Raw genomic sequence first — 22,337 nt, 5'->3', positions numbered from 1 at the left:
CACCCTACTTATAATTCAGCGTAAAAGTGATTGCGGTATTGGCCGTTCCTGCGGTTACCGCATTCCCCACCTGGAACAAGCCCGCTTGCATGGGAACCCGATAGTTGGCCTTGGCCGAACTATCATAGTTATCCAGCAGATAAATGGTGCCAAACGTCACCGGCACGTTATTACCGCGCAACAACTGGATCCCAACGCCGCCAGCGCTTGAGGTGGCATTAGGTGCCACTACACCATTGGTAGCGTCCAGCACCTGCGTCGTGGCGGCAAAGCTGTAGCCAATGCTGGCCAAACCGGCCGGGCATTGGTTGAACGCCAGCTCAAAAGCTTTGCGCCCTGCCACCGAACCTACGCCGTTGAACTGGCCGACGCTGGCTTCAGGTAGATCAACGTTCACATTGGGCGTCGTGCAGGTGCCGCCGCTGGCGATCGTACTACCACTTTTGAACTGGGCAATCATATAGGTGAGATCGCCGGGCGCAGCAAAGCCGTTATAGGTCTGCAGATGGCGCATATATATCGGATCGAATAATGGGATTGCACCACTGGTCAACCCAGTAGTGGTTTTAACGAAACGAATCTGGGCATCTGCCCCCATATAGAAGCGGTTTCCCGTACCGTAATTAACCGTGATTGACTCAGCATGAGTCTGCTGCACGCCGGTAGCGACGGTCAGCGGTTGCCAATCGGTCGTTTTGCCACCCAGGGTATAGCGCCAACGAACAATATAGCCCAGCCCAGTTTTTACCGTGGTGTTATACAACATGTAAGTTTGCCCATCGACCACGATAGTGTTGCGCGTGGTGTAAGGTGAAGCTCCTTGCACGCTGAACTGCACCGGTAGCTGATAACTGCTGTTCGGCGTGCAATTCCAGGTAGTGGAATTATATGAGTTGATCCAGGGGCCAATCACGTCGCCAACGGCGCTGTCTTTGCCGATCTCAATGGTGGCCGTATCGAAAAACTGATAATAACCACTGTTACGCGCGCAGCCGATCGCAAACCCTTCGGCACTGGCCGCTCCACCGTAGCCAAACATCAGCAATAAGCCGAGAAGCAAGCGCTTACCCCGCAGTTGGAACCAAGCGTCAGGCCAGCGAGTGAAAAAACGGGTCAAAGTCAGTAGTTGCTTCATTGGCATATAACCTCCAGGCGGCGATAGTCCGGCTCATCCCCAGGCGATGCGGCTGGCAGTTGGTAGTTGAACCGGCAACTTTCCCCGGCCCCCTCGCCCCATTTCACCTCCAACTGGCCTTTAGGGGGGTTGACCCGCAGTAAGGCTTCACCAACCTGACCGATATACCCCACGCTACGCTGTTGTTCGTCGGACACGTTCGCGCCAAAGGGCAGCGGATTACCGGCAACATCGCGGGCGGTCACCAGGATTGAGTAGCCGCTTTCGGTCTCATAACGTAACAGCCCCACGGCACCGGCAGTAGGCGCGATTTTCTGGCTGGTATATTTCAACTCCACGTCCCTGGAAAGCCCTTTAGGATCCAACTCCACGGTATTCTGCCGGTACGGGCTGAGGTAAGGGACCACGGCCTTGCCGCTGTTATCCAGGCGCAGACCGCTGTAGTTGGTGATTCTGGCCCCCTTGGCGTTTTCTGCCTCAACGATCGCCGACGTTTCTCCCAGCATCGGGGTCAAGACCACGCCGCCGCGATAGGCCACCAGACCACCGGACATATTGGCCCCATATTGTTGATAGCCCTGGCCTGCGGAAACGCTGCCCCCCACAAAGGCGTAAGGCGCGGCCCATGAGCCGTTGACGCCACCGCTGACGTTGTTGTTGCTATTTTTATAATAGTCGTAGTTGGTAAAGGCGCTGTAGTTGTACTGCCGATCCTCTCCCAGGCTACCGGACAGCGAGTTCTGCAACCCCTGATGATCCTTTTGCTGGATATAGCTGCTGGTCAGGTTGGGCGCGCGCGGGCTGGAGCCCAATGGGATCGACAGGGTCAGCATGGCTTTGTTATCCCAGTTTCCGGTTGCCAGGTTGCGTGTACGTGCGAAGTTAACCCCATAATTCAGCTTTTTATAGTGATTGTTGTAGCTGAGCTGATATTCGCGGTCGGTCTGGTCATGATCCCAATAATCCTGCACGTTGGCATTCAACGCGACAGTACCAAAACCCTCCGGCAACGACTGGCTGGCGTTAATCTGGAAACGATTGCGCCGTTTCCAGCTGTTATAGTCAGCAAAGCCACTGTCGTTACTGTCGCGATCGCGCAGCAGCATGGCATCATCCACGTTGTAAAACCCGGAACTGGAATAGCGATAGCTGGCCAGCGTGATGTTGGTATCCACCACCGGCAAAATTTTCGCATAGGTGAGCCGCACGCTCTGCCCCTGCTCGTTAGGGCGGTGATCAAACTGCGTTTGCGCCTGGGTAATATCCACTGACAGCGCACCAAAATCGGTATTGAAAGCCAGACCGCCCGAGGCGGCCGCATAGCCATCGGCACCGATCACGCCGGTATAGCCGGTCAGCAGATTAGTGAAACCATGCCTCAAAGTGCCCACCGCAATGGCAGGTTCCTCGCTCACCGAGTTATTGCGATATTTCCCCGCCATCACTGAATAGTGGGTTACACCTGGCCGCAGCAGTTCAGCTATCGAAGCATAGGTGACGGTAAAGCTACGTTCAGTGCCATCGGCTTCGGTTACCGTGACCAGCAGATCGCCGCCGCTGCCGGTAGGATACAGATCGTCAATAACAAACGGACCCGGCGGTACGGTGGTTTCATAAATCTGGCTGCCACGCTGACTTACACGCACCAGCGCGTTGGTATTGGCGATACCGCGCACCACCGGGGCAAAGCCACGTTGGGAATCGCTGTACATCCGATCGTCCGAGCTGATCTGAGCGCCAAGGAACCCAATGCTGTCAAAGACTTGACCGTCGGTGGTCGATTGCCCCAGCACCATCCGGCTACGCCAGCCAACCAAAGGCCGCTCCAGATAGGTTTCATTGCTTTGATAGCGAAAACCTTCGTCATCATTCCAATTGGCCGACGCCCGGTAACGCAGACGCCACACGTCCCAGTTCAATCCGCCACGCAACCCCAAAAACTGGGTGGTTTGAGCAGATGTGTCGGAATGTTCAGCACGGTAGGCGTTGTAGTCATATTGCAGGGTAGCCGCCGTGATGCCGTTATCCCACAGCTCAGGGCTGACATAGCCACGGGCTTCATGCTGCAGCAAAGACTGCGGCGCACGCACATCTAACCGTTGGCCACCGCTATCAAAATTGCCCTCCACACCGGGCACCAGTTCACTCAGCGCAATACACTGCTCCCCTTGCTGCAAGCGCGACAGCACCGCTTTGTCCAGTTTATCCAAGGCAATGTCGAACAGGCTTAACAGTTTCAGATCGTAGCAAGGTTGAGCGATGCTGCTTTGCGGCGTTGCCAGGGAAAAGTTGACGTCCTGCCGCCCTTTCCATTGGTCGTTAAGATAGAGATCGATGCGGTGAATGCCGGGAGCAACCGGGTTACCGCTGGAGAACTGGCTGACATCGACGGACGAACGCAGAAAAGACTCGTTGAACTCAATAGCCTCGCTTTCATCCGCATAAGCCAACGCTATGGGAGCCAGTAAAATGGCTCCCGCAATGTAAACCTGGTTGAGAAAAGAGGGCCGCCAATCAAGACTTACCACTGCCTGCCAACGTCCGCTCATTTTTGTTATCCCCACCGAAATCATCAATCAGGCTGTAAAACGCTTTTAAGCCTGCTGACGGTGCCGATTTCATTCCTTGAACTTTCATCACCAACTCGCCAAAGGGTGCCACCATCCTTTCCTGCGTTTTCCCCAAATCGCCCAGCACTGGCGCGTCTTTGGCGCTGCGAATTTCAATCTGGCGGAAAGTAAGGTAATAAGGCGATGGGTTCTTGGCGACGATTTCATAACCCCCAGCCCCTTTGCGTAAGCTCAGATCCAGCTTTTCGTAAGCCTGAGCCGGGGTTATTGGCAGGTTATTCGGCCGGTACAACAGTTTGATGCGGGTACGGAAAGAGAACTGCATCAGGTTGTCGCCCGCGGCTATCTTTTGGGAAGCCTTGGGCGGGATCTCCAACACATTGAGCCAGAACAGTGATTCACGGTCGCTCGGCAATCCGCCGCCGGTACGCACAATCCGCAACGCCTGCCCTTTACCCGGATCGATACGGGCAACCGGTGGCGTCAGGGTAAAGGGCACCTTGACGGTGTCGGGTTTGGATTTAACATCACCGTTATCGATCCAGGACTGGATCAACACCGGACTGGTCCCTTGGTTACGCAGTTGGGTAATCGCTTCGCCGCTGTTTTCATTATAAATAATGCGTGTGGCGTTGATGATCACACCAGCATCAGCGGCAGGTGTCCATGTCAGCGCCAAGCTAAGGGTAGAAACGATAAATAGAGTTCTTAACATGGCGCTATCCTCTGAAAGGGATGAGGCTGCCCCCATCCACGGCTGGCTGTCTTACAGGTAGATGATGGTGTAATCCACCTGGGTATTCACCGTGCCTGGCGTGACTATCCCTTTCGCATAGTATTGCGCATAATAATTCATTACGCCGCCACTGGAGCTGATATCAACTTCCAAATCGCCTTGGCTATGTGCGTTACCCGCCATGATGCTGCCCAGATTGGCGTTCAACAGCTGAACCTGGACGTTGGTCGCCGTGCCCGATGCCGAGTTGTTCAGGCGACCGGTGCTTTGCTCAACATAAGTGCCAGCCTCAAAGAAGGTGCTAGCAGTATTGAGTGTAGTTCCTCCACAGTTGGTCAGTGCGATGCTGAAAGGTGTTGCCCCTGCGGTTGCCCCAACGGCAGGCAGCGCAGAGATGGAAATTGTCGGTAACGTAACCGTGGCGTCTTTAGACTGGTTGTTGACCGAAATATCGCAGGTGGTGTCGGTAATGGTACCGTTGATGGTAATGGTGCCATCGGCTGCCAGGGCAGAGCCCGCAAAAGTCATACCGATAATAGCGGCCAGCAGGGTAGTTTTGGTGTTGTAAAATTTCATAATGATCCTAATCCGTTATAAGATAACTGTAGTTAACTAAGCACATTGCCGATTGGTGCGCCCGAGAAGCTTTACTGTCATCGGTCCTTTATTTACCATCCTGCCGTACTTGTTTGTTTCCACCGTTCTGCGAAAACTCCGCAGGTTCCGTAGTGAACGTCATCAGCCAGTTACTTAAGAACAATCCTAACCGCCCATTGACAAGAAAAATCTTAACCCACAATCGGTACAAAAGAATCATTAACTATTAACTTGAAATTATTTAGGTTTAAAACCTAAATTTAATGTTTTAAATGGTTTTTTTAATGTACAAAACTCTGCATGGTCTCTTTGTTAAGCACAAAAAACTTGTTTGTTTTATGTTCGAATTAAACAATTTTTAAACAATTTGGTTATCATCTGCGTTCAATTCACTGCAGCAACGGCAAACTGTCGTTCTCCATGCCTGAGCAAAACTCTATTTTGTGCTCCCGCACGATGGTACAGCGCACAAAGAACAGGCGGCTCACGCCAGAAATTAAGGAACGAACCTGGTTGCTGCGTACCACCAGCAGATATTCATCGGCCCGGCATTCGGCTTTTCGTTGCTCAACATAGGACAGCATGTCCTGATTCAGACTGGTGCTGGGGACACCTGATTGCGTGGATGTCGACATAAACACCTTGCAACTTCCCGCCCGGCCAAGAAACACCTCCTGCCTTGCAAGCGAATTGGTGGCGTACATCGTAGATGCGATCCCCAGCAGAAAGACCAAACCGGCAACCGCAGCGATCAGCCCCCAACCAATACGTTTTTTGTTGGCAGGAGTGACAATCTCTGCGCTTGTCGGTATATCGGGCTCCTGGTCCGGTTCGGTTACTATGGCCAGATCATCGTCAGTCTCAGCCACCGTTTCCTCTTCCAACCCGCTCTCTACTGGCAAATAGGCCTCATCACCCACGGTCTGTGCAGGGACAAGCGGGGTAAAATGCCCATCGTCTTCCTGGCTGATTTCAACCTGGATCTCGCGGCGCAACATAAACCCCATTTTCGGAACGGTGACAATCACCTCATCATCGATCCCCATCACCTTAAGCACTCGGCGCAGCTTGCTCACGCATTGATTAAGGTTGTTATTGCTGGAGATCATGCCGTAGTCGTCCCACACCTTTTTGAAAATCACCTCCCGTTCCACGGGTTGGCCATAGTTGGCGATCAGTAATAGCAAAAGACGTTTGGCAGGATTAGAAATAGGTGTCGGCTCGTCGGAAAAGTCGCTTGGACCCAACGTTCCACTATCATCATCAAACAGCACACGATCGTTAAATCTGTATTTCATGTTAATCCGGATTATCACTGGGCTTATGGGATAATTCTGGCATAAGTTGCTAATAAAACATCAGTCGTCGTCCAAAAAAGATACGGTGCAACAATGTTTTCAGCTTGGCGGCCGACGCAGCGATTATCCCCGCGCTTTAAGGACGCCAATCTCTGGCATTGTTGTTGCCAACCGGTCACAATGCGGTTCACTTCGCCCAAGCAGGAAATATGATGCCTTGCCACTATCCCGCCCATTACGCCTTCGATAGCGAAAGCGATGCCTGGCAAATTACTTTACGCGATTTCCCCGAGCAGCAAGCCGCCTGCTACAAACGTGAGGACATCGAACTGGAGGCGCAGGAAAGCCTGCTGACGGCTATCACCATTGAAATGGAAGAAGGTCGACCGGTACCTGCAGCTTCCTCGTTGCAGGCAGGTGACATCGCCCTGCATCTACCCGTGCTGGTGAAATTAAAGCTGGAACTGCATAACCATATGTTGAGCAGCAACACCTCAAAAGCGCTGCTGGCCCGCCAGATGGGGCTTAACGGCGCACAGATCGATCGGTTGCTGGATGTGGCCTATGCCTCGAAGGTCGAAGCCCTGGAGCAAGCCCTGTTTTTACTAGGCTACGAAGTGCATACCACGGTGGTGGCACTGCGCCAGCCGTCAGAATAAATAGTTTACCCAATGCTCTCTGGCAGAGTAAAAAATCGGCAAAAGTGTGATCAAAAACACAGTATTGAAATGGGTAGGATTTTGGGAGTACATTAGCGCCGATCCTGTTGTGATTCCTGGTTAACCTCAAGGAACTTGAATCGCAACGACCGGTAAATCGTCGCTCGGGACGTTGTTTTTCTGATTGAAGAACTCGCCACCCGCCGCTGATTTGCCACAAAATACTCAGACAACAATCGGGATCGTTGGCTTGCGAGGACTCCACAAGGAGTTGTTCCGTGAAATACTTTTTGATGGGCGTTTCATTCATGCTGGTTGCATGGGTAGGCACCTTCATGCTGATGGTTGCCTAACCGCAACCTCACCAGGTACATAGATAAAGGGGCGCAGAAGTGCCCCTTTGTTGTTTCTGGCACCGCGAACTATTTGCCGGGCATCATCCGGCGCAAGGTGTCGTCACCACGCAGGTAGTGATGATATATCGCGGCCAGGGCATGGATGCCGACGATGAAATACCCCGTGTTTGCCAAGGTTTCGTGCACCATTTTCAGCGTGCGACGTATGCCCGCATCGGGCGTGACCCACTGCGGCACCTGCCAGCCCAGCAGCATCCACTGTTTGCCACTATAGGCCAACGTCAAGAAGCCTAATATCGGCAACGATAAAAACAGCAGATACAGCAACCCATGGAAAATCTTCGCCCCTAGCACCTGCCATTCCGGCAAAGCCGGAGTGATCGGCGGCGTAGGATGCCGGTGGCGTAGCCCTAAGCGGATAAACATCAGCACAAACACCGACAGGCCAAAGTTAAAGTGCAGATCCTTCACCAACGCTACGCTGTCATCCGGCACCGAGTCCTTCAGCAGCATGGCGCTGTAAGTCAGGATCACCATCGCCAGTGTCAGCCAGTGCAGGAGGATTTGTGATTTTGCAAAGCGAACGCTCATAGAGACTCCCACTAAATACGGTATTAGCTGAGCATAGCGGATAACAACTGAAGAGAACCTTAAGTAGAAGAAAAATCAGGATTGTGGGTACTTAACACGCCCCTCACCCTAACCCTCTCCCACAGGGAGAGGGGACCGATCGAGCGTGTTTGAAATTGTAGTGACTTACCTTGGATGAAAGACAATCGAGCTTGCAGAGATTATCGCTTTACTTCAAAACGAGCAGGGACTGTCAGCTCCCTGAGGGGACCGATCGAGTTTGCTATAGGTACAGAAACTTACTTGGCCACCGGACTGAATCAGCCCCCTCATCGAGAAAAACAGACCGCTCACCGCACTTGAATACCACTCCGGACTGGCTCCCTCTCCCTATGGGAGAGGGTCGGGGTGAGGGGTAACAGCGATTGCCGGGTCTCAGGCAACAACTCGATGTTATTTGGTCGCTGGCTTGATTAACCCATCAGCACGGAACATCGCCTTGATACCGCGCACCGCCTGGCGGATACGGTCCTGATTCTCAATCAGGGCAAAACGCACATGGGTATCACCGTAATCGCCAAAGCCGATCCCCGGCGATACACATACCTTAGCCTCCGCCAACAAACGCTTGGCGAACTCCAGCGACCCCAGATGCGCGTAAGGCTCAGGAATTTTCGCCCACACATACATCGAGGCTTTGGGGTTCTCGACCATCCAGCCCGCTTCGTGCAGCCCTTTCACCAGCACGTTACGGCGCTGGCGATACTGCTCGGCAATGTCCAGCACGCACTGCTGATCGCCTTCCAATGCGGCGATGGCGGCCACCTGCAGCGGCGTAAAGGTGCCGTAGTCGTGGTAGCTTTTAATCCGTGCTAACGCGTTAACCAGCTCAGGATTCCCCACCATAAAGCCAATACGCCAGCCGGCCATATTGTAGCTTTTCGACAGGGTGAAAAATTCTACCGCAATGTCTTTGGCTCCCGGCACCTGCATGATTGAAGGCGCTTTCCAGCCGTCATAGACGATATCGGCGTAGGCCAGATCGTGGATCACCAGCACGTCGTATTGCTTCGCCAGCGCCACTACCCGCTCAAAGAAATCCAGCTCCACACACTGCGCCGTCGGGTTGGACGGGAAGCCCAGGATCATCATTTTTGGCCGTGGAATGGTTTCACGAATGGCGCGCTCCAGCTCACCAAAGAAATCCACGCCGTCCACCAGCGGCACCGAACGTACCTGCGCACCGGCGATCACTGCACCATAAATGTGGATCGGATAACTTGGATTGGGCACCAGCACCGTATCCCCGTGATCGAGCGTCGCCAACATCAGGTGCGCCAGGCCCTCTTTCGAGCCGATGGTCACAATGGCTTCGCTTTCGGGATCGATATCGACCTGATAGCGCTCTTGATACCAGTGCGAAATAGCACGGCGCAGGCGCGGAATGCCGCGTGAAGTCGAGTAGCCATGCGTATCGTCACGTTGGGCTACGGTACAGAGTTTCTCTACGATATGCGGCGGCGTGGGGCCGTCCGGGTTACCCATGCTGAAATCGATAATATCTTCCCCGCGACGGCGTGCAGCCATCTTCAGTTCGGAGGTGATATTAAATACATAAGGGGGCAGGCGTTCGATGCGCGTGAAACGGCGCGGGTTGTTATCAGACATAGCTACCTCGAAGAGACGTTAGCGCCCGGACCATCCGAGCGACGCTGGCCACAGAATGGCCGAACATCGAACATAACTCAGCCTTGTCAGGCTGTCGAGCCCCCGCATAACAATTTTTTTTACCGATTGGCAGCCGCAAATTCCCTCGCCAACAACCCTAACTGCCAGTCATTACACCACTGGCCTGCCAGGCGGAAATTGTCACGCAGCGTCCCTTCCAATTGGAAACCACAGCTCTCCAACAGACCCCGTGAGGCCAGATTACCTTCCGTCACCGTGGCATACACTTTGTGAAACCCACAGGCATTGAAGGCGAAGTCCAAGACCACGGGCAGTGACTCTTTGCCATAACCTTTCCCTTGCCCTTCCGGCAGGCTGCCAAAACCCACTTCGGCCTGCTGGCAAGGGGTCCACTCAGGGCGAAACCCGGTCATTCCTACCGCTTTACCGCTGCTTTTTTCTCTCATCACCAGACACAACCAGCGATCGCAATGCTTATCCCATGCGGGCAAGCGTGCTGCGAAACGTTCGCGGATCTCGTGTTCCGGCAGCGGATCGGCAATGTAACGGATCACCTGGGGATCCTGGAACAGACGGAGGAATAATGGCCAGTCATCTGCCGTTAGCGATGTCAGCAGCAAGCGGGGTGTTTCCAATTTCATCAGGTCAATCTCCGAAAAACGAAAAAGAGGAAGTTACGAATGAAAGATATCCCTTTATTTTCCCCTATTAAATCCAGATAATCATTAACGAGGTTACAACAAAATGGCAACTTTATACCGCTACTCTACCATCCACCATCCTCGCCCACCGGCGGGCCAAGGAGAACACCATGGCTTCATTACTCATCGATGATATCCCTGCCGCAATTAAAAGCGTCAAGCAGCAGCTACGCCAGGCTCTGCCCAACTATCGCGAAGTCTTCCTGGCGCTGGAAGACAATATTCGCCAACAGGTGGAGCAAATCCGTCAGGAACTGACCAACGGCCAGGACCCGGTGCCGCAGGTGGACGCTGAAGATATTTTGCAGCAACGCGTTACCGAACAACAAATTGCCCTGATCAAACAGCGCGGCGTATGCGCGATTCGGGGCGTATTCCCACGCAGCAAAGCCGAGGCCTGGAACCAGGAGATCGGCAATTATCTCGAACGCAATAACTTCGTCGAGCGGCTAAAAAATGCCGCCGAAGATAACTACTTTGGCAAACTGGCCGCCAGTAAGCCACAGATCTACGGCATTTACTGGTCGAAACCCCAGGTCGAAGCCCGTCAGGACCAGCGCATGCACGCGGTGCAGGTGTTCCTTAACAGCCTGTGGGCAACCGAAAGCAACGGCAAACAGCACTTTGACCCAACGCGTGTTGCTACCTATGCCGACCGTACCCGCCGCCGCCCGCCAAACTCCTCTTCGTTGGGCCTTTCCCCGCATGTGGATAGCGGTACCATTGAACGTTGGCTGGATGAGAATTTCCGCTATGTCTATCGTCACGTGTTCTCCGGTAACTGGCAGCAATACGATCCCTTTGCCGCCGATGGCCGCACCGAAGTACGCGAGATCGCCTCACCGGCGGTCTGCTCCATGTTCCGCACCTTCCAGGGCTGGACAGCGCTGACGCCGCAACGTACCCACGCGGGTACGCTGAACGTGGTGCCGATCGCCAACGCTATGGCCTATATACTGCTGCGTGCCCTGCAAGACGATGTGGCGGATGACGATTTGTGTGGAGCCGCCCCGGGCCGGGCATTATCTATCTCGGAACAGTGGCATCCCCTTTTATTAAGTGGGTTATCCCCTATTCCCGATCTGGAGCCGGGAGATACGGTCTTCTGGCACTGTGACGTGATCCATTCGGTAGAAAACGAGCATAATGGCGAGTTCGACAGCAACGTGATGTACATTGCCGCCGCGCCGGGTTGCGAGAAGAACGATGCCTATCTGCAACGGCAGCTGCCAAGCTTCCTGTCGGGCAAAAGTCCGGTGGATTTTGCTGCAGATGATTTCGAAGTGGATTTCATTGGCCGCGCCACCGTTGAGCTACTGACACCGCTCGGCAAGGAGCAGTTGGGGTTTAAATAGCCCTGATGACCGCGGTGTGCTACGGCCACCGCGGTCATTGCAGCGCTGTGATATACTCTGTTCTCCCGTTTGTCGCAGTGAGCCGCCGTTGTGCACCCTGTTTTTGAAATGTTGTTAGCGGTATTCGATCGTGCCGCCCTGATGTTGATCTGCCTGTTTTTCCTCACCCGCACCCGGCTGTTTCGCCAGCTGTTGCAAAAGGAAGATCATACTCCGCTGGAACTGGCCGCAGTCACGGCCATCTTCTCTCTGTTCGCCCTGTTCAGTACCTATTCTGGCATCAACGTCGAAGGCTCCCTGGTTAACGTGCGCGTGATCGCCATCATGGCCGGGGGGATCCTGTTTGGCCCCTGGGTCGGCATCATTACCGGCATTATCGCCGGATTGCACCGCTACCTGATCGATATCGACGGCATCACCTCGGTTCCCTGCCTGATCACCAGCATTATTGCCGGGATCGGCGCCGGTTATATCAACCTGAAGGTGAAGAAAGGCCAGCGCTGGCGTGCCGGGATCTTGGGGGGCATGCTGTGTGAATCACTCACCATGCTGCTGATCGTTGCCTGGGCCAAACCCACCGAACTCGGGCTGGATATCGTGTCTAAAATTGCCCTGCCGATGATCCTCGGCACGGTGTGTATCGGCCTGATCGTGCTGCTGGTGCAAAGCGTCGAAGACGAAAAAGAGGTGATTGCGGCGCGGCAGGCCAAGCTGGCGCTGGATATCGCCCGCAAAACGCTGCCCTATTTCCGTAATATCAACGGCGAATCGCTGACCACCATTTGCGAAATTATCCGCCACGATATCAATGCCGACGCGGTCGCCATCACCGATACCCAGCATGTGCTGGCCTACGTTGGCGTGGGAGCAGAACATTACCCACTCGGTCGCGCGGGACTGAGCAGCGTCACGCTGGAAAGTATCCAGCAGGGCAAAATCATCATCAAAAACAACCTGGAGAACCAGACCGCACCGCAGATCCATTCCCAACTGGTGATCCCTCTATGGGAAAAGGGCGAGGTGACCGGGGCGCTGAAAATTTACTACTGCCATGCCCATCAGATCACCAATACGCTGAAGGTGATGGCGGTTGGCCTGTCGCAGATTATCTCTACCCAGATGGAAGTCTCGCGCATCGAGCATCTGCGCCAAATGGCCGACAAGGCCGAAATGCGCGCGCTACAAAGCAAAATCAATCCGCATTTTCTGTTTAATGCCCTGAACGCTATCTCGTCTTCAATCCGGCTTAATCAGGATACCGCCCGCCAGTTGATCATCAACCTGTCGCGTTACCTGCGCTATAACCTGGAACTGAACGACGAACTGATCGATATCCGTAAGGAACTGCATCAGATCCAGGACTATATCGCCATTGAGCAGGCACGCTTCGGCAGTAAGCTGACGGTGATTTATGATATCGACGACGATATTGCCGTGCGCATCCCTAGCCTGCTGATCCAGCCGCTGGTGGAAAATGCCATCGTGCACGGCATTCAGCCCTGTAAAGGGAAAGGCGTGGTGGTGATCGCGGTGAAAGATCGGGGCGATCGCGTCAAGATTTCGGTGAAAGATACGGGTAACGGCATCGATCCGTTAGTGATCGAACGCGTGGCGCGCAATGAAATGCCGGGCCACAATATCGGCCTGCTCAACGTACATCACCGGGTTTCACTGCTGTACGGCGAAGGGCTGCGCATCCGTAGGCTGGAGCCAGGAACGGAAATCGCCTTTTACATCACCAAAAACGGTAATAAGCTGCATAGCGAAAACAGCCCACAACCTGCCGGGGAACCGTTATGAAAGCCATCATTGTGGAGGATGAGTTTCTCGCCCAGCAAGAGCTGACTTATCTGATTAATAAACACAGCAATATCACCATCGAAGCCACCTTTGAAGATGGCTTGGACGTGCTTAAATACCTGCAAAACCATCAGGTAGACGCCATTTTCCTCGATATCAATATTCCGTCGTTAGACGGCGTATTGTTGGCGCAGAACATCAGCAAATTTGCCCATCGCCCGTCAATCGTGTTTATCACCGCCTATAAAGAGCATGCGGTGGAGGCGTTTGAGATCGAGGCGTTCGACTACATCCTCAAGCCGTATCATGAAGCGCGTATCATCACCATGCTGCAAAAGCTGGAGGCATTGCATAACCGACCGGCGCAGACTCCGGAACCTAGCACACTGGCGAATCGCACCAGCCACAGCATCAACCTGATCAAAGACGAACGCATCATCGTCACGGACATCAACGACATCTACTACGCCGCCGCCGATGAGAAGGTCACGCGGGTGTATACCCGGCGCGAAGAGTTTGTGATGCCGATGAATATCACCGAGTTTTACCAGCGGCTGCCGGAAGAGTTTTTCTTCCGCTGCCACCGTTCGTATTGCGTCAATCTGTCCAAGATCCGGGAAATCGTTCCATGGTTCAACAACACCTATATTCTGCGGCTGAGCGATCTGGATTTTGAAGTCCCGGTCAGCCGCAGCAAGGTTAAAGCGTTCCGCCAACTGATGCGTCTGTAATTACCAACGCGGGCCTCGGGGGCCGTGCTCTCGCTGGTAATAACCCGGCGGTGGCGGAGGTGGCATTCGATGATAACGCGGTCCATCACGCCATTGGCGTGGTGGCGGTCCGTAGTGAATCACCCGTGGCGGCGGGCCATAGTGTTCACGTGGGCCATAATATTCGCGCGGACGATGTTGGTACCACCAGCGCGGCTCACGCCAGCGGTAGCCATCCCAGTAATGGCCACGGTCATCACGATCGCCAATATGCACCGACATACCGGGCACGTTGATGCCGACAGAAATATCCGCATGGCTCACCGCAGGCAGTGACAGCGGCAACAACGCGGCCAATAACAACAGCACTTTTTTCATCAGGTCTCTCCCAGAGAATGGAACGGGTCCATTTACCGATCACAGTAGTTCCGCACCGTTACGTTCTCTATAGGACGAAAGCCCAATTACACCTTTCAGGCATATCCTTCACAATTACTACACAGTTGCCCCGTCGGGTTGGCCATAATTCTGACATATCTTTGATGTAGATCACGCCTGGCAGGCCGCATTCCAACGGCTTTTTAGCCCTTATTCGGCAACTCATGCAGCGATAATGGCATTTCATTCCTCGGTAACGGCAGTTCATTCCCGATCCGCCATTGGCAACGATCGCCCCCTTTATAATAGGCCCATACCGCAGGGCTCAGGTTGCCTTGCTAATTTTGCCAATAGGCAACGCCATTACAGGAAGGAGACCGGCTATGAACAGCAAACCGGCAAATCGCAGCTTAATCGTTCTCGGCACCATCATCTGCCAGATGGGCCTCGGCACTATCTATACCTGGAGCCTGTTCAACCAGCCGCTGGTAGACAAGTTCCACTGGGGCCTTGGCGATGTCGCGACTACCTTCTCGATCACCAGCTTCTTCCTGGCCTTCGCTACGCTGTTCGCCGGTAAGCTACAAGAGCGTTTCGGTATTCGTAATCTGACGCTGTTCTCCGGCGTGCTGGTCGGCCTGGGGCTGATTGCCAGCGCCCACGTGCAATCGCTGGATATGATTTATCTGTTAGCAGGCGTGGTAGTAGGTTTTGCGGTGGGTATCGCTTACATCTCTACGCTGTCCAACCTGATCAAATGGTTCCCGGACAACAAGGGGCTGATTTCCGGCATCTCCGTCGGGGCGTTCGGTAGCGGCAGTCTGTTGTTCAAATACGTTAACGCCGCCCTGATTAGCGGTGCCGGTGTCTCTGCCGCCTTCTTCTACTGGGGCGTGATCGTGATGGCGCTGATTGTGCTGGGCTCCATGCTGCTCAAAGAACCGGGGCAGGTTAACCAACAGGCTAACCACGGCACGCTGGGCAACGATTATACCGTGCGCCAGATGCTGGCCAGCAAAGAGGCCTATATGCTGTTCGTGATTTTCTTCGCGGCCTGCATGAGCGGTTTGTATCTGATCGGTATCGTTAAAGACATGGGCGTACAGTTGGCTGGGATGGATTTGGCCACCGCCGCCAACACCGTTTCCGCCGTGGCAATCTTCAATACCGCAGGCCGCATCATTCTGGGCACATTGTCGGATAAAGTGGGCCGTATGCGCGTCATCAGCTTCACCATGCTGGTCACCATTCTGGCGATTGCCGCACTGAGTTTCCTGACGCTGAGTCATACGCTGTTCTTTATCTGCGTCGGTGCGGTCGCCTTCTGTTTCGGTGGCAACATTACCGTCTTCCCGGCGATCGTCGGTGACTTCTTCGGCCTGAAAAACCACAGCAAAAACTACGGCATCATTTATCAAGGCTTTGGCCTAGGCGCGCTGGCAGGGTCGTTTGTTGCCAACCACTTCGGCGGCTTCCACGCGACTTTCATAGTGATGGGTGTACTGTCGGTGATTTCACTGCTGATCACCCTGTTTATCAAAGCGCCAAAAGCGGTTGAGCAGGAAGAAGAGTCTCACGCAGAGCCGGTATTGGCTAAAGCCAACGGCTAATGACCCCTCACCCTAACCCTCTCCCAAAGGGAGAGGGGACCGATCGAGTTGGGCTGAAAGTATCGTGATTCTTCATCAGAACTGGCTGAAGAGACGATCGCAGTTGTTGAGATTATCTGTTTACTTCTAAACGAGCAGGGGCTATCAGCTCCCTCTCCCTGTGGGAGAGGGTTGCGGTGAGGGGTATCCCCAGCGTCTGCCGTAGATGAGCGCCAGCCCCCAACAATCCCGGTTGGGAATGGGTGATCATAAACACCGGAATTTCACGAACGTAGTCTTTGAAGCGGCCCTTGTCTTCAAAGGCAGCGCGGAACCCCGAGGCCTTGAAGAATTCCATAAAGCGCGGCACGATGCCCCCGGCAATATACACCCCGCCAAACGTCCCCAGATTCAACGCCAGGTTGCCGCCAAACCGCCCCATGATCACGCAGAACAGAGACAAGGCACGGCGGCAATCGGTACAGCTATCCGCCAGCGCACGTTCGGTGATGTCTTTCGGCTCCAGCTTCTCCGGCAGGCGCTGGTCCGCCTTGACGATGGCACGGTACAGATTCACCAGCCCAGGGCCAGACAGCACGCGCTCCGCAGAGACGTGCCCCACTTCGCCACGCAGCACCTCCAGGATGATGTCCTCTTCTTCACTGTTCGGTGCAAAATCTACGTGGCCGCCTTCACCCGGCAGGCTCACCCAGCGGTGGTTTACGTGTACCAGATGCGCCACCCCCAGGCCCGTACCCGCACCGTAAACAGCAATCGGTTTATCCTTTTGCGCTTTGCCACCGCCAAACTGCAACACGTCATCTTCGGACAGCATCGGAATCGCCATCGAAACCGCGGTAAAATCGTTAATCACTTCCAGGTGTTTTAAGCCCAGGCTCTCTTTCATCGCGTTGATGGAGAAAGCCCAGGTGTGATTGGTCATGGCGACCCAATCCTCTGTTACCGGACAGGCGATGGCGATACAGGCATCCTGAACCTCCAGCTGCAGCTCGGCCAGGTATTGGCGGATCACCGCTTCCAGGCTATCGAACTCCAGACCAGAATAGGTCTTGGCCTGGGCGATCTCTCCCGTCTCGACAGTGCACAGCGCCAGGCGGGCATTGGTGCCGCCAACATCACCTACGAGGGCATAGGTCATCGGTGTTTCTCCCTAAAATGAATAATGCGAAATTGGGTACACTGTAAAATCACGCCGCCCAAACAACAATCGGCATTCTGCGGCCCGCTGCTCAATAGCGATCTCGATCACAAAAATCGTTTCAGCCAGCACCGTTTTCACCGATTTATACCGGCAGTAACAGATTGGCGCAAAAAACGTGAGATGAATGCGATCGCGCACGGCTACCATTAGCGAAATCACTCCGTTGGGGCTATATACTATGCAAACCATTTCTCTGGGGCCTGGCGATTCTGCTGGCTTTACTCTCTGTTTTCCCTGCCAATCAGGGACGTGACAACAAGGGATCCCGCATGCTGCATCCGCGCGCCAATGCTATGTTGGCCTTCGCCCTGCCCGCGATCGTTATCGGTTCCGCCTCCAGTCTGATCCTCATATTGCTGATGGAAAGTGCCAACGTGCTGCAGAATTTGCTATGGACTCGCCTCCCGGAACTGCTCAATATCGATAGCCATTCCCCCTGGTGGACCATCGGTATTCTTACGCTGACCGGTATCGCCGTTGGGTTGATCATACGTTTCGTACCGGGCCATGCCGGGCCAGATCCGGCTACCGAATCGCTGATCGGCATGCCTTTGCCGCTGGCCGCCGTGCCGGGGTTGGCGTTAGCCTTGATGGTCGGCCTGGCAGGTGGCGTCAGTTTGGGGCCGGAAAACCCGATCACCGCCATCAATATTGCCCTGGTGGTCGCACTAGGGGCCAGGTTATTGCCAAAGGTGCCAAAGATGGATTGGATCATCCTCGCCGCCGCTGGCACGATTGGCGCAATGTTTGGCACACCGGTTGCCGCCGCCCTGATTTTCTCGCAAACGCTAGGGGGAAATAACGAAGTCCCCCTGTGGGATCGGCTGTTTGCCCCGCTGATGGCCGCTGCCGCCGGGGCCGTCACTACCCAGATGTTCTTTACCCCGAACTTTACCCTACAGCTTGATGCTTACGATGTGACCCGGCTACGCGATATCTTCAGCGGCTCGGTGGTCGCGCTGATCGCTATTGCCCTGGGGATGGTGGCGATCTGGTGCTTCCCACGCATGCACCACCTGTTCCATTCGCTGAAAAACCCGGTATTGATGCTTGGGCTAGGTGGCCTGCTGCTGGGTATCCTTGGGGTCATTGGCGGAGATATCACCCTATTCAAAGGGTTGGATGAGATGAAACTGTTGGTGGTCGACGGCAGTTTCACCACCAGCCAACTGCTGGTCATCACCCTGACCAAGCTGGCCGCCCTGGTGGTAGCTGCCGCCAGTGGCTTCCGCGGCGGGCGTATTTTCCCGGCGGTATTTATCGGCGTCGCGCTGGGGTTGATGTTGCATCAGCATGTCCCGGCGGTTCCGGCAGCGATCACCGTTTCCTGTGCCATTATGGGGTTGGTGCTGGTGGTCACTCGCGACGGCTGGCTGAGCCTGTTTATGGCCGTAGCGGTGGTGCCAGAGCTGCACCTGTTACCGATACTGTGTATTGTGATGTTGCCCGCCTGGTTGGTGCTGGCGGGCAAACCTTTAATGCTGGTAGTAAAATACCAGCCTCCGCATGAAGACTAGGCCAGAGCATACTCGGCAGCGGCATGCGCATGAATGGCCGTGGTGTCGAATACCGGCACCGTGGCATCTTGTGCGTTAACCAACAGGCCGATCTCGGTGCAGCCAAAGATAATCCCCTCCGCGCCCTGCTGTTCCAACTTGGCAATAATCCGGCGATATTCATCGCGTGAGGTATCAACGATTTTGCCCAGGCACAGCTCTTCATAAATGATGCGGTGTACGATCTCGCGATCGGCGGCATCCGGCGTAACCACTTCGATAGCAAATTTATCCTGCAAACGCCCACGGTAAAAATCCTGTTCCATGGTAAAGCGCGTGCCAAGTAAGCCGATACGGCGGATATTTTGCTGGCGCACCTGCAATGCCGTGGCATCGGCAATATGGATCAGTGGCAAGCCGCTGGCCTGTTCCACCGCATCCGCCACCTTATGCATAGTGTTGGTACAAATCACGATAGCCTCGGCACCGGCAGCACGCAGCGAAGCGGCGGCCCCTGCCAGCAAACGGCCAGCCCCTTCCCAATCACCTTGGTGCTGCAAGCGTTCCACTTCATGAAAATCTACGCTGTAGAGCACGATTTTGGCTGAATGCAGGCCACCAAGCCGCTGTTTCACCTGCTCGTTGATCATTCGGTAATAGGGGATGGTGGATTCCCAACTCATCCCGCCCAACAATCCCAACACTTTCATTCGGTTCTCCTTGGTTTTGACTCACTATCAACCAGACATTACCCGAGAACGACCTGACTGACGAAGCAATTATTTGCTGCGCGAACTGCTGGCCGGTGCCTGACGCGGCTCGAACCAACGCTGGCGCAGGGTATCGTAGAGCCAGTTATACGCCATGGTATAGGGCAGGAAGAACAGGAAGAAACCGAGCTCCAAAACAAAGGCCTGCCACAACGAAATATTGAGCATAAAGGCGGCTATCGGCAGACCAATCAGCACAAACCCGGCTTCAAAGCCAAAGGCGTGGCCTATACGTACTTTCAGCGTTCTGACCACTCGGCTCACCGGCCACAGCCAATCAAAGATCGAGTTATAGATGATGTTCCACAGCATGGCGACGGTAGATAACATGATCGCCAGCGCCCCGACCTGCGCCATCGAGCGGTTAAGCAGCCATGACCCCAAAGGGGCACAGATCATCACGGCGATAGCTTCGAACCCCACGGCGTGAACGATACGTTCAACCAACGACTTGTTTTGCAACTGCATACTTCACCTGCTTTATGATCATTATTGAAAAAGTCAGGTGATTATCATCGCTTTTTTGCGTAGATTAAAAATAGATTCCATCGATAAAGTAGATATATCATGCGCTATTCCCCAGAAGCCCTACTGGCCTTTGTTGAGGCCGCCGCGTTAGGCTCGTTTTCTGCCGCCGCACGCAGGCTGCGCAAAAGCCAATCCACCATCAGCACCGCCATTGCCAATCTGGAGGCGGATCTTGGGCTGACGCTGTTCGATCGCCAAGCGCGCCAACCGGTATTGACGGAGGCTGGCCGCAAGGTGCTGGGGCACGTGCAGGAAATTCTCGCGGCCAGCGAACGACTCGATGCGCTGAGCATCCGCTTGGGGGACAATATCGAACCACGGCTGACCATCGTATTTTCCGATACCTATCAACCCAACCATCACGATAAGCTGCTGAAACATTTCGAGCGGCGTTATCAGGATATTGAGCTGGAATGTATGATCGCCGAAGGGGAGGATGTGCTGGATCTGCTACAGACCGGCCGCGCTCACCTGGGGATGCTGGCGGTACAACCCACCTATCCCCCCGAGATCGCCGTCGCCAGGCTGCCAGAACAGACCGAAATGGGGTTGTTTGTCGCTCATGATCATCCACTGGCCCACCTCCCAGCCCTGACACAGGCACACCTTGCCAGCAGCCGCCAACTTTACCTCAACACTTATACCAGCAACAGCGCGCCAAAACCGCGCGGTCGGGCCTGGTCGGCGCCCAGCTATCTGATGCTGCTGGAGATGGCGGAACAGGGGGCGGGTTGGGCAATGCTGCCGCACTGGCTGGTCAAACAGTACGGGCAGCAACGTCTGACAGAGCTGAAAATGCGCGGCTGGCCGCAAACCATCTCGGTCGACGCCGTCTGGTCCAAGCTTACCCCGCCGGGGCCCGCGGGGCTGTGGTTATTGGATCGCCTGCTGGAAAATGCCACCGATCAAGCCGCCGCATTACGCGATTGAATGGCCCGTGACACGCTATCGAGCAGTTCGGGAATATCCATTTTTGGCAGCACCACCTCGATAAACGCCAGTTGCTCACTGCCACCGACCTCACCAAGCGCCGCACGCAACTGCTCAGGCTCAGTGACACGCAGGCATTTCACCTGATGATTGAGCGATAAAGCCTGCGGTAACCGCGTCCAATTCCATTGAGCGATATCGTTATAGCGCTGCTCTGGCCCGTGGATAGCCCGTTCTACGGTGTAACCCTCATTATTCAGCAGCAGGATCACCGGCTTTTGCCCATCGCGCAGCATGCTGCCCAACTCCTGCACGGTAAGCTGAGCGGCCCCATCGCCAATCAACAACACCACCCGACGATGGGGTTCGGCAGTCTGCGCGCCAAACGCCGCCGGTAAGGTATAGCCGATCGATCCCCATAAGGACTGCACGATAAACCGGCAACCCTGCGGCAGCGTCAACGACGCCGCGCCAAAACAGGCAGTGCCCTGCTCCGCAATCAGGATATCCCCCGGCTGCAAGAAGTCTTGGATCTGTTGCCAAAAACCATGTTGATCCAGACCACTGCTATTCGGATCCGGCAGCGCTGGCCGTTTGATCGACGGCAACGTCCACTTGCTGGCTAACGATAACGTCAATTGGTGTAGAGCCATTACCGCGTCCCGCATCGGGATCTGGCTGAACACCTGCTGGCCGACCCGCACCTCGAACGGCTGGATATCGATGCATTTATCCACGGGCAGGTTATGGCTAAAACCGGCGGTGATGGTATCGGTGAAACGCACCCCGACGTTAATCACCACATCGGCCCCCTCAATCTGCTGCTTGACCTGAGGATCGCTGGCGGCTGCGGCATAGGTTCCGGTAAAGCAGGCATGGGTTTCATCCAACACGCTTTTGCCTAACAACAGCGTCGAGTGGGGAATATTGACCTCATTCATCCACTGATCCAGCACCGGTTCGGCACCGAAGCGTTCGACCAGGAAATCCGCCAGCAGGGACACCCGCTGTGCTGCCTGCAGTTTTTCCCGCGCGGCGACGATAAATGCCTGTAGAGAGACTTCGGAGAGATTGGGCTGGCGCAATACCAAAGGTGCCGGACGCGAGACTAACGGGGCTTCAGCGACATCACTAGGCAACAGCAGGTACACCGGGCGGCGCTCGTACAGTGCGGTCGTCAATAAGCGATCGATTTCCGCTTCGGCATTGCTGGCCGTCAGGCTGGCCTGAGCGATGGTGACCTCTTTC

20 protein-coding genes and 1 pseudogene are annotated in these 22,337 nt (G+C 54.8%); 8 read left to right on the top strand and 13 right to left on the bottom strand.

Going from position 1 to position 22,337, the window contains the following annotated elements; all coding sequences use genetic code 11:
• Positions 1-4 precede the first annotated feature (4 nt).
• The 5 genes from ACLQ7H_RS27710 to ACLQ7H_RS27690 form a co-directional block, all read right to left on the bottom strand.
• A complete protein-coding gene (locus ACLQ7H_RS27710) occupies positions 5-1,141 on the bottom strand; it encodes a fimbrial protein (RefSeq protein ID WP_411755442.1) in 1,137 nt (378 codons plus the stop codon).
• Positions 1,132-3,684, bottom strand: a complete 2,553-nt coding sequence (locus ACLQ7H_RS27705) for a fimbria/pilus outer membrane usher protein (protein WP_411755441.1) — start codon at positions 3,682-3,684, stop codon at positions 1,132-1,134. Before ACLQ7H_RS27705 ends, ACLQ7H_RS27710 begins: the two co-directional genes overlap by 10 nt.
• Positions 3,650-4,420, bottom strand: a complete 771-nt coding sequence (locus ACLQ7H_RS27700) for a fimbria/pilus periplasmic chaperone (RefSeq protein ID WP_411755440.1) — start codon at positions 4,418-4,420, stop codon at positions 3,650-3,652. The genes ACLQ7H_RS27705 and ACLQ7H_RS27700 overlap by 35 nt, the downstream gene beginning before the upstream one ends.
• 51 nt (positions 4,421-4,471) lie before the next feature.
• Entirely contained in the window at positions 4,472-5,017 is a 546-nt protein-coding gene (locus tag ACLQ7H_RS27695; RefSeq protein WP_411755439.1) for a fimbrial protein, read from the bottom strand.
• A 410-nt stretch (positions 5,018-5,427) separates the two neighbouring features.
• Positions 5,428-6,336: a winged helix-turn-helix domain-containing protein gene (locus ACLQ7H_RS27690; protein ID WP_411755438.1), complete on the bottom strand. Its 909-nt coding sequence runs from the start codon at positions 6,334-6,336 to the stop codon at positions 5,428-5,430.
• 212 nt (positions 6,337-6,548) lie between these two features.
• Here ACLQ7H_RS27690 and ACLQ7H_RS27685 point away from each other — a divergent pair, with 212 nt between their 5' ends.
• Both ACLQ7H_RS27685 and ypdK read left to right on the top strand, forming a co-directional pair.
• Positions 6,549-6,995, top strand: a complete 447-nt coding sequence (locus ACLQ7H_RS27685) for a hypothetical protein (RefSeq protein ID WP_411755463.1) — start codon at positions 6,549-6,551, stop codon at positions 6,993-6,995.
• A 278-nt stretch (positions 6,996-7,273) separates the two neighbouring features.
• Positions 7,274-7,348, top strand: a complete 75-nt coding sequence (gene ypdK / locus ACLQ7H_RS27680) for a membrane protein YpdK (RefSeq protein ID WP_099782600.1) — start codon at positions 7,274-7,276, stop codon at positions 7,346-7,348.
• A 69-nt stretch (positions 7,349-7,417) separates the two neighbouring features.
• On the opposite strand, the gene ACLQ7H_RS27675 is transcribed toward ypdK, so the two are convergent.
• The 3 genes from ACLQ7H_RS27675 to ACLQ7H_RS27665 all read right to left on the bottom strand — a co-directional run bounded on the left by ACLQ7H_RS27675 (position 7,418) and on the right by ACLQ7H_RS27665 (position 10,251).
• On the bottom strand, positions 7,418-7,942 hold the full coding sequence (locus ACLQ7H_RS27675) for a cytochrome b (protein WP_411755437.1): 525 nt from the start codon (positions 7,940-7,942) through the stop codon (positions 7,418-7,420).
• Between the two features lie 432 nt (positions 7,943-8,374).
• Positions 8,375-9,589 carry an alanine transaminase gene (gene alaC, locus ACLQ7H_RS27670; RefSeq protein WP_411755436.1) on the bottom strand — a complete coding sequence of 405 codons (1,215 nt, stop codon included), beginning with the start codon at positions 9,587-9,589 and terminating at the stop codon, positions 8,375-8,377.
• Positions 9,590-9,708: 119 nt separating this feature from the next.
• On the bottom strand, positions 9,709-10,251 hold the full coding sequence (locus ACLQ7H_RS27665) for a GNAT family N-acetyltransferase (protein WP_411755435.1): 543 nt from the start codon (positions 10,249-10,251) through the stop codon (positions 9,709-9,711).
• A 170-nt stretch (positions 10,252-10,421) separates the two neighbouring features.
• On the opposite strand from ACLQ7H_RS27665, the gene ACLQ7H_RS27660 reads away from it, so the two are divergent.
• The 3 genes from ACLQ7H_RS27660 to ACLQ7H_RS27650 all read left to right on the top strand — a co-directional run bounded on the left by ACLQ7H_RS27660 (position 10,422) and on the right by ACLQ7H_RS27650 (position 14,197).
• Positions 10,422-11,666: a DUF1479 domain-containing protein gene (locus tag ACLQ7H_RS27660; RefSeq protein WP_411755434.1), complete on the top strand. Its 1,245-nt coding sequence runs from the start codon at positions 10,422-10,424 to the stop codon at positions 11,664-11,666.
• Positions 11,667-11,774: 108 nt separating this feature from the next.
• Positions 11,775-13,466, top strand: a complete 1,692-nt coding sequence (locus tag ACLQ7H_RS27655) for a LytS/YhcK type 5TM receptor domain-containing protein (RefSeq protein WP_411755462.1) — start codon at positions 11,775-11,777, stop codon at positions 13,464-13,466.
• A complete protein-coding gene (locus ACLQ7H_RS27650) occupies positions 13,463-14,197 on the top strand; it encodes a LytR/AlgR family response regulator transcription factor (RefSeq protein ID WP_411755433.1) in 735 nt (244 codons plus the stop codon). Before ACLQ7H_RS27655 ends, ACLQ7H_RS27650 begins: the two co-directional genes overlap by 4 nt.
• Here the strand turns inward: ACLQ7H_RS27650 and ACLQ7H_RS27645 are convergent, their stop codons facing one another.
• Positions 14,198-14,554 (bottom strand): DUF2502 domain-containing protein, encoded by a 357-nt coding sequence (locus ACLQ7H_RS27645; protein WP_411755432.1) that lies wholly within the window; start codon positions 14,552-14,554, stop codon positions 14,198-14,200. It lies immediately after the preceding gene.
• 383 nt (positions 14,555-14,937) lie between these two features.
• On the opposite strand from ACLQ7H_RS27645, the gene ACLQ7H_RS27640 reads away from it, so the two are divergent.
• Positions 14,938-16,164, top strand: a complete 1,227-nt coding sequence (locus ACLQ7H_RS27640; protein WP_411755431.1) for an OFA family MFS transporter — start codon at positions 14,938-14,940, stop codon at positions 16,162-16,164.
• Between the two features lie 187 nt (positions 16,165-16,351).
• On the opposite strand, the pseudogene glk reads toward ACLQ7H_RS27640, so the two are convergent.
• Positions 16,352-17,302: pseudogene (glk, locus tag ACLQ7H_RS27635) on the bottom strand (glucokinase); the annotation flags it as partial.
• 332 nt (positions 17,303-17,634) lie between these two features.
• Between glk and ACLQ7H_RS27630 the strand changes: the two are divergent.
• On the top strand, positions 17,635-18,882 hold the full coding sequence (locus ACLQ7H_RS27630; protein ID WP_411755430.1) for an ion channel protein: 1,248 nt from the start codon (positions 17,635-17,637) through the stop codon (positions 18,880-18,882).
• Here ACLQ7H_RS27630 and ACLQ7H_RS27625 read toward each other — a convergent pair.
• Both ACLQ7H_RS27625 and ACLQ7H_RS27620 read right to left on the bottom strand, forming a co-directional pair.
• Positions 18,879-19,571, bottom strand: a complete 693-nt coding sequence (locus tag ACLQ7H_RS27625; RefSeq protein WP_411755429.1) for an aspartate/glutamate racemase family protein — start codon at positions 19,569-19,571, stop codon at positions 18,879-18,881. The genes ACLQ7H_RS27630 and ACLQ7H_RS27625 overlap by 4 nt on opposite strands.
• Positions 19,572-19,640: 69 nt before the next feature.
• Positions 19,641-20,099, bottom strand: coding sequence for a multidrug/biocide efflux PACE transporter (locus ACLQ7H_RS27620; RefSeq protein ID WP_411755428.1), 459 nt, complete (start codon positions 20,097-20,099; stop codon positions 19,641-19,643).
• A gap of 99 nt (positions 20,100-20,198) precedes the next feature.
• Here ACLQ7H_RS27620 and ACLQ7H_RS27615 point away from each other — a divergent pair, with 99 nt between their 5' ends.
• Positions 20,199-21,089: a LysR family transcriptional regulator gene (locus ACLQ7H_RS27615; protein ID WP_411755427.1), complete on the top strand. Its 891-nt coding sequence runs from the start codon at positions 20,199-20,201 to the stop codon at positions 21,087-21,089.
• Here ACLQ7H_RS27615 and ACLQ7H_RS27610 read toward each other — a convergent pair.
• A partial coding sequence (locus tag ACLQ7H_RS27610; RefSeq protein WP_411755426.1) for an alpha-keto acid decarboxylase family protein occupies positions 21,065-22,337 on the bottom strand: 1,273 nt, incomplete at its 5' end. The genes ACLQ7H_RS27615 and ACLQ7H_RS27610 overlap by 25 nt on opposite strands.

Origin of the sequence: Serratia sp. (in: enterobacteria) (assembly GCF_046715635.1) — a bacterium.
Classification (GTDB): Bacteria; Pseudomonadota; Gammaproteobacteria; order Enterobacterales; family Enterobacteriaceae; genus Chania.
The sequence above is the reverse complement of the archived record's forward strand: the minus strand, read 5'-3'. Positions and strand labels throughout refer to the sequence as shown.

Coding starts and splice junctions, on each gene's coding strand:
- ACLQ7H_RS27690 (WP_411755438.1), bottom strand. CDS start 6,336: ATGAAATACAGATTTAACGATCGTGTGCTGTTTGATGATGATAGTGGA.
- ACLQ7H_RS27650 (WP_411755433.1), top strand. CDS start 13,463: ATGAAAGCCATCATTGTGGAGGATGAGTTTCTCGCCCAGCAAGAGCTG.
- ACLQ7H_RS27685 (WP_411755463.1), top strand. CDS start 6,549: ATGCCTTGCCACTATCCCGCCCATTACGCCTTCGATAGCGAAAGCGAT.
- ACLQ7H_RS27695 (WP_411755439.1), bottom strand. CDS start 5,017: ATGAAATTTTACAACACCAAAACTACCCTGCTGGCCGCTATTATCGGT.
- ACLQ7H_RS27620 (WP_411755428.1), bottom strand. CDS start 20,099: ATGCAGTTGCAAAACAAGTCGTTGGTTGAACGTATCGTTCACGCCGTG.
- ACLQ7H_RS27665 (WP_411755435.1), bottom strand. CDS start 10,251: ATGAAATTGGAAACACCCCGCTTGCTGCTGACATCGCTAACGGCAGAT.
- ACLQ7H_RS27655 (WP_411755462.1), top strand. CDS start 11,775: ATGTTGTTAGCGGTATTCGATCGTGCCGCCCTGATGTTGATCTGCCTG.
- ACLQ7H_RS27705 (WP_411755441.1), bottom strand. CDS start 3,684: ATGAGCGGACGTTGGCAGGCAGTGGTAAGTCTTGATTGGCGGCCCTCT.
- alaC (WP_411755436.1), bottom strand. CDS start 9,589: ATGTCTGATAACAACCCGCGCCGTTTCACGCGCATCGAACGCCTGCCC.
- ACLQ7H_RS27615 (WP_411755427.1), top strand. CDS start 20,199: ATGCGCTATTCCCCAGAAGCCCTACTGGCCTTTGTTGAGGCCGCCGCG.
- ACLQ7H_RS27640 (WP_411755431.1), top strand. CDS start 14,938: ATGAACAGCAAACCGGCAAATCGCAGCTTAATCGTTCTCGGCACCATC.
- ACLQ7H_RS27625 (WP_411755429.1), bottom strand. CDS start 19,571: ATGAAAGTGTTGGGATTGTTGGGCGGGATGAGTTGGGAATCCACCATC.
- ACLQ7H_RS27630 (WP_411755430.1), top strand. CDS start 17,635: ATGCTGCATCCGCGCGCCAATGCTATGTTGGCCTTCGCCCTGCCCGCG.
- ACLQ7H_RS27700 (WP_411755440.1), bottom strand. CDS start 4,420: ATGTTAAGAACTCTATTTATCGTTTCTACCCTTAGCTTGGCGCTGACA.
- ACLQ7H_RS27645 (WP_411755432.1), bottom strand. CDS start 14,554: ATGAAAAAAGTGCTGTTGTTATTGGCCGCGTTGTTGCCGCTGTCACTG.
- ACLQ7H_RS27660 (WP_411755434.1), top strand. CDS start 10,422: ATGGCTTCATTACTCATCGATGATATCCCTGCCGCAATTAAAAGCGTC.
- ACLQ7H_RS27675 (WP_411755437.1), bottom strand. CDS start 7,942: ATGAGCGTTCGCTTTGCAAAATCACAAATCCTCCTGCACTGGCTGACA.
- ACLQ7H_RS27710 (WP_411755442.1), bottom strand. CDS start 1,141: ATGCCAATGAAGCAACTACTGACTTTGACCCGTTTTTTCACTCGCTGG.